Below are 5,425 nucleotides of genomic sequence, written 5' to 3'. Positions count from 1 at the left end.
ACCTTGGGCTGACATTTCTTATCGAAAAATAGCTGCTACCAACTCTTTAAATGAATACTATACTTTTTATTTGGGTAATCCACGAATGGTTAGATTTTCTTTAAATACAGATACTATTAACAAACTTGAACAAGATTATGGAGAATCAATCTTTAAAAATAAGTTAGGCGAACCTGAAAACAATTAGCAAGTGCTTAATGTTCTATCATTTGTATACTATTGTCCCTTCACCACAAACAGGTTTATTATCTTTTATATATGGTTTATTTAATTCTTGCCAACCAAGAATATTACTACCACAAATAATCTCTAAACAAAAGAACGTTATTATCGATACAATAATAGATAGAAGATAATAGACTCTTTATTGAGTTTTCATGCTTTTGACTTCTTCACAAATGACCTCTAATGCAACTACACGTCCATAAATGTAAACGCTTATCTTACCATCTTTTTGTTGGGTTACGCTAAATTCTAGTAAATCAATACAACCATCTTTGTATATACATTTTTTATTGTGTTCGTAAAAATTTAATTTAACTTCTTCACATTTTAAACAAATAAATTGATAAATAGAATCATCATTTTCACAATAACCTGTAGGACAACAATCAATAATTACAGTTTGCCCTAAATCAATAACTTTGATATCTGTAATGAATTGTTCGACAAGTGTAGAATTATACATGGTTTTATTCTTTGATTCGGAAGATAGCGATCGCTTTCAATAAATTATCTTAAAGTTTTAAATCTTTGCGATCGCCAATAAATAATATACAATTATAAAAACAAACTATCTAACAGAGATGGAACTTTCTCACATACCTCACGAACAATCAATCATTCACAAAACTCCAGGAATTTGTGGTGGCTATGCGTGTATTCGCAATACTAGAATTCCTGTTTGGACTTTAGTTGCTTTACGAAAACAAGGTGCAACAGAACAAGAATTACTAAAGAATTATCCCGATCTTAGCTTGGACGATCTAACTACTGTTTGGGGGTATTACTACAATAATAAGTCTGAGATAGATCGAGCTATTACTGAAATGGATAATTAATTTGAGTGAATAAGTTTAGCTTTTATTCCAATGAAAACTTTGCTTTAGATATGGTAAAGATGTTAAGAGATTTTGGTCATACTGTGATTACTAGCTATGATGCAGGACAAGCTAATCAAAGTATCCCTGATGATGAAGTTTTGAATTATGCTACCCAAAATAATTTGATTTTGATTACTTTTAACCGAGATGACTTTATAGAACTACATCAAAGTGGATTCAAGCATAAAGGTATAGTAATCTGTAAAACAGACCGAGATTATCAAGGTCAAGTAGAAAAGTTACACGAATATTTACAAACTCAATCTAGTCTTGAGAATCGCCTGGTTAGAGTAAAAAAGCCAAATAAAAAAGGGTTCAAGCAACAAGTTTTTGTAATTCAAGAATATCAAGTCAACCAATAGTCTTTCTTCTATTATTTAATAAATAAAAGCAGTATTATAAAGTTTATTATAATAACAGGTTGGACTAAGCGATCGCTATATGAAAAACATAATTTCATATTTTTTTATTTCTAGGGAAAAGCGATTGGTCAAAAGCTAGTAATACGCGATCGCCCAAATTCAAGAAATACTATACGATCAAAAATTATTAACTACAATCGCAAATATTCAATCAACTATTTTTATATTGTGTTGTACCCTCACCACAAACAGGTTTATTGTCTTATAGATATGGTTTATTTAATTGTTGCCAGCCAGGAGTTTTGCTAATACAAACTATATCTTTTATTTATATTTCGTCGTACCTTCACCACAAACAGGTTCATTGTCTTGTAAATAGGGTTTATTTAATTGTTGCCAACCTGAAGTATTGCCAATACAAATTATTTCTTTATATCCATCAGAAGATAAATAAAATACAGCACCCGCGACTGTGTAGGTGGGTTCATGTCCCCAACCAAAAATTGCTGCTAAAACTGGTAAGTTTTTTCTGATATATGGGTCTTTTCTCGCGTCATTTTGCATACTGTTACTAAATACTGCATTTTCTTGTATTTCAATAGAATATTTGTGATTGTCAAAGTTACTAGGATGAAGATATTCCATCGCATCTTCCAAAGTTACAAATTTGCTGTCAATGGAATGATAAGAAATTTGCATTAAATTCAAACGTTTAGTTAATTGCACCGCTTCCTTTCCCGAGGGTGGCGGATCCATGACAGGCATAGCACCAACAAAAAGACACGCAACTTCTTTAAGTAAATAAAGAATAAATATTGCAGGTAAAAGCTTAAGCGCAATCTTATATTTACTATTCATACTATTTGAGAATAAAATAGCTCAATTATAATCGCAGTACTTAGCAAATGCGATTTTACTCTATCTAATTCACTAGAAAATAAGAGACGATTCTCGAAAACAAAAATTATGATGCACCACAAAACGAATTATTAGCTATAAATAATTAATCTTTTAATATACACAAATCTATATTAATTACAATCATTGAATATTTAGAGAAACAACAGTATTTTTAATATGGATTAAAATTGATTATAAATACATATTCATAGACAAAAAATAATTACTGATAAATGCTCGATAATACAAAAAGACAAGATATAAAAGTTATTTTGCAACAAGTGTGGGGTTATGAAGACTTTCGTTATCCTCAAGCAGAAATTATTAATTGCTTACTCAACAAACAAGATACATTAGTAATAATGCCTACGGGAGGGGGAAAATCCCTTTGTTTTCAATTACCAGCACTCTTGCAACCAGGCTTAACTATTGTGGTATCGCCTTTAGTTGCTTTAATGGAAAATCAAGTACAACAATTACAGCAAAAAAAGATAGCTGCGGGTTTAATTCATAGTCAACAAGCAAAAAGCGATCGCAAATTAATAATATCTAATTTAACACAATTAAAGTTACTTTATGTTGCCCCTGAAACTCTTTTAACTCCTCCAATTTGGGAAAAGTTATTACAACCAGATTTAATGATTAACAATCTCATTATTGATGAGGCTCACTGTATAGTGCAGTGGGGAACTACTTTCCGCTCTAGTTATACTCGTTTAGGAGTAATTCGTGATGCTTTGCACAAGCATAAACAAAATAAAATAACTATTGCTGCATTTACTGCTACAGCCGATACTCTTACACAACAAACTATTATAAAAACTCTTAGACTAAAAAAACAATTTAAAAAATTTGTTATCAATCCTTATCGTAGTAATTTACAGCTAAAAGTCAAAACAGTTTGGACAGCAAAAGGAAGAAAAAAAGCAACCTTAAAGTTTATTCAACAGCAGCACAATAAATCAGGATTAATTTATGTTCGTTCCCGTAAAGCAAGTGAATTATTAGCTAAATGGCTACGAGAGCAAAAACTAAATACAGTAGCTTATCATGGAGGTATTATTAATAGCAAAAGACGAGCTATAGAGCAAGATTGGTTAACAGGAAAACTGCCTTTTGTAATTTGTACTTGTGCTTTTGGAATGGGTATCGATAAAAGCGATTGCCGTTGGATTTTGCATTATCATACCCCCGAATTATTACCAGAATATCTGCAAGAAATTGGTCGTAGTGGTAGAGATAATAAACCTGCTATTGCTTTAGCTTTAATTAGTGAACCTACAGGATGGTTAGACAACGAAGATAAACAACGCAGTCAGTTTTTTACCAATCAGTTAGCCAAACAATCTAAACAAGCAAAAAAAGTATTTGAGATACTACCATCTCAAGGAAATATCTTAGATATTATTAAAGAAATCCCCGATAGTGAGTTGGCATTAGGGATTTTACAAAATCTAGATTTAATACAGTGGCAAGATATTTTTAACTATCAAAAAAAATCTTCAAATAAAAACATTAATAGTGTCAGTACATCACAACAAACAAAACAAATGCAACAATTTTTGCAGACAAAACAGTGTCGATGGCAATATATTTTATCTGCTTTTAGTTTTATAAAAGAGGCGAAAGATTTTAAGTGTAGTAAATGCGATCGCTGTTCTTTAGAAAAACCTTCACGAATAATAAGTAATAAGTAATACCTCTTCCGCGAAGGAGCGAGGATTCAATAAATGAATTATTTTTTGCTTTTTCGCACATTTATGAATCCGCTTGATACCATCTCCCTAGCTTAATACTGATTACTCAATGACGAGTTGACGAGTTACTTAAGCCTCGTTGCGCTTTGGTAAATTATTTATTTTCTATTTTTCAGAGGACAGAAAACTAAACCAGTAATAAATAATAAACCTAAAATGGAAGTAGATTCAGTAACAGAAGTTGCATCCAGCCGAACATTGTCAAAATTCACTTCTATTCCATTTCCATTATCAAGACCACTACCATTATCTAGATTAAGATTAATCAATCTAATACCTAATTCTTGTCCTAGATATACGTCGTCGCTCGAACTATTATAGGATACACTTGCTTCTTGAAACTCTCCCTCATTAATAACCACATTATTATCATCGGCACTAATTACAGTATTTCCTGCCAGTAACTCTAATCTATAACCAGGAAAACCATCAAACACTTCCGAACCTGGTATTGCTGGGGTATTTGCTACTGCTACGGAAAGAGTATATTGTGTCTTAGGTTGAATTATGACACCCGAATTTTGAGTAAAACCAACTTCTCCTGCGCCTGGGGGAACTAGAAAAATAGAGGCAATTTGCTCTCCTTCTGGTACAGTTGCAAAAAAAGATTCAGAAGGATTCCAACCTCCAGTAAATGAAGTAGCTAAACTTGCATCTTCTGGAACTAAGTTATTCGGATCGTATAAACTCCATCCTGAAGGTGTCTCAAAATCGAAAAAACCCGCTCCAGGTATAGGCTCATTAGTTTGTACCGTAGTTTCAAACCCAGGATTTGATAACGATAGAGTAACGGCTTGTGCAGGATTAACATTAGTAGTTATTCCCAGATATATAATTGCAGAAGTGACAATTATGGCGTTAACTTTGTCTAGTTTGTGAAGCATTGAAGTACTTTGATAATGCTTGCTCGATATCATATCAGATAAATTTTTCAATAACGTGTATTACGCTTTACCAATAAAGCTTACAGGAGCTTCGATTTATTTGACATATTCTGATTCTGAAAAAAAATTATCAATCAAGACAAGAGACGACCAAAAGTAAGGATGATTATACATATAGCGCAGTTGATTGTGGTTTAAGCATTGAAATTTAACCACGTTAGTCCTCAGTTAAGCCTGTAGAAAATATTCGTAGCTTACAAAAAGTCCAATATAAAATTTCTGCTGATCGTTAAAAAGAAGAAATAAGTACAACTTATGATAGATATTCTCATAATTGCTGTTACAAAACTTGACAAAATCCCCATACTTAGTTATTCTGTAAATATGGATGAAAGAAACACATCATTTTTAATCCCGTT

7 protein-coding genes are annotated in these 5,425 nt (G+C 32.0%); 4 read left to right on the top strand and 3 right to left on the bottom strand.

The annotated features are described in order from the left end of the window. On the top strand, positions 1-187 hold a 187-nt coding region (locus tag H1P_RS37870), incomplete at its 5' end, for a hypothetical protein (protein WP_222427323.1). A 177-nt stretch (positions 188-364) separates the two neighbouring features. Here H1P_RS37870 and H1P_RS30610 read toward each other — a convergent pair. After that, the gene (locus H1P_RS30610; RefSeq protein ID WP_144874864.1) at positions 365-688 is read right to left on the bottom strand and encodes a hypothetical protein; all 324 of its coding nucleotides are present in this window, start codon (positions 686-688) and stop codon (positions 365-367) included. 118 nt (positions 689-806) lie between these two features. On the opposite strand from H1P_RS30610, the gene H1P_RS30605 reads away from it, so the two are divergent. Together H1P_RS30605 and H1P_RS30600 are read left to right on the top strand one after the other, a co-directional pair. Next, positions 807-1,061, top strand: coding sequence for a DUF433 domain-containing protein (locus H1P_RS30605; protein WP_144874862.1), 255 nt, complete (start codon positions 807-809; stop codon positions 1,059-1,061). A 5-nt stretch (positions 1,062-1,066) separates the two neighbouring features. After that, a complete protein-coding gene (locus H1P_RS30600) occupies positions 1,067-1,465 on the top strand; it encodes a DUF5615 family PIN-like protein (protein WP_186376238.1) in 399 nt (132 codons plus the stop codon). A 324-nt stretch (positions 1,466-1,789) separates the two neighbouring features. On the opposite strand, the gene H1P_RS30595 is transcribed toward H1P_RS30600, so the two are convergent. Then, positions 1,790-2,323, bottom strand: a complete 534-nt coding sequence (locus tag H1P_RS30595) for a hypothetical protein (protein WP_144874860.1) — start codon at positions 2,321-2,323, stop codon at positions 1,790-1,792. Positions 2,324-2,598: 275 nt separating this feature from the next. On the opposite strand from H1P_RS30595, the gene H1P_RS30590 reads away from it, so the two are divergent. Then, positions 2,599-4,062: a RecQ family ATP-dependent DNA helicase gene (locus tag H1P_RS30590; RefSeq protein WP_144874858.1), complete on the top strand. Its 1,464-nt coding sequence runs from the start codon at positions 2,599-2,601 to the stop codon at positions 4,060-4,062. A gap of 158 nt (positions 4,063-4,220) precedes the next feature. Here H1P_RS30590 and H1P_RS30585 read toward each other — a convergent pair whose 3' ends face one another. Beyond that, positions 4,221-5,006, bottom strand: a complete 786-nt coding sequence (locus tag H1P_RS30585) for a hypothetical protein (protein ID WP_144874856.1) — start codon at positions 5,004-5,006, stop codon at positions 4,221-4,223. Positions 5,007-5,425 lie beyond the last annotated feature (419 nt).

This window comes from Hyella patelloides LEGE 07179, assembly GCF_900659865.1.
Taxonomy (GTDB): Bacteria; Cyanobacteriota; Cyanobacteriia; order Cyanobacteriales; family Xenococcaceae; genus Hyella; species Hyella patelloides.
Note: the sequence above shows the minus strand (reverse complement) of the source record. Positions and strands in the feature narration are given on the sequence as shown.

Bases quoted from the DNA above. Each gene is read 5' to 3' on its own strand.
- H1P_RS30610 (WP_144874864.1), bottom strand. From the start codon at position 688: ATGTATAATTCTACACTTGTCGAACAATTCATTACAGATATCAAAGTT.
- H1P_RS30595 (WP_144874860.1), bottom strand. From the start codon at position 2,323: ATGAATAGTAAATATAAGATTGCGCTTAAGCTTTTACCTGCAATATTT.
- H1P_RS30605 (WP_144874862.1), top strand. From the start codon at position 807: ATGGAACTTTCTCACATACCTCACGAACAATCAATCATTCACAAAACT.
- H1P_RS30585 (WP_144874856.1), bottom strand. From the start codon at position 5,006: ATGCTTCACAAACTAGACAAAGTTAACGCCATAATTGTCACTTCTGCA.
- H1P_RS30590 (WP_144874858.1), top strand. From the start codon at position 2,599: ATGCTCGATAATACAAAAAGACAAGATATAAAAGTTATTTTGCAACAA.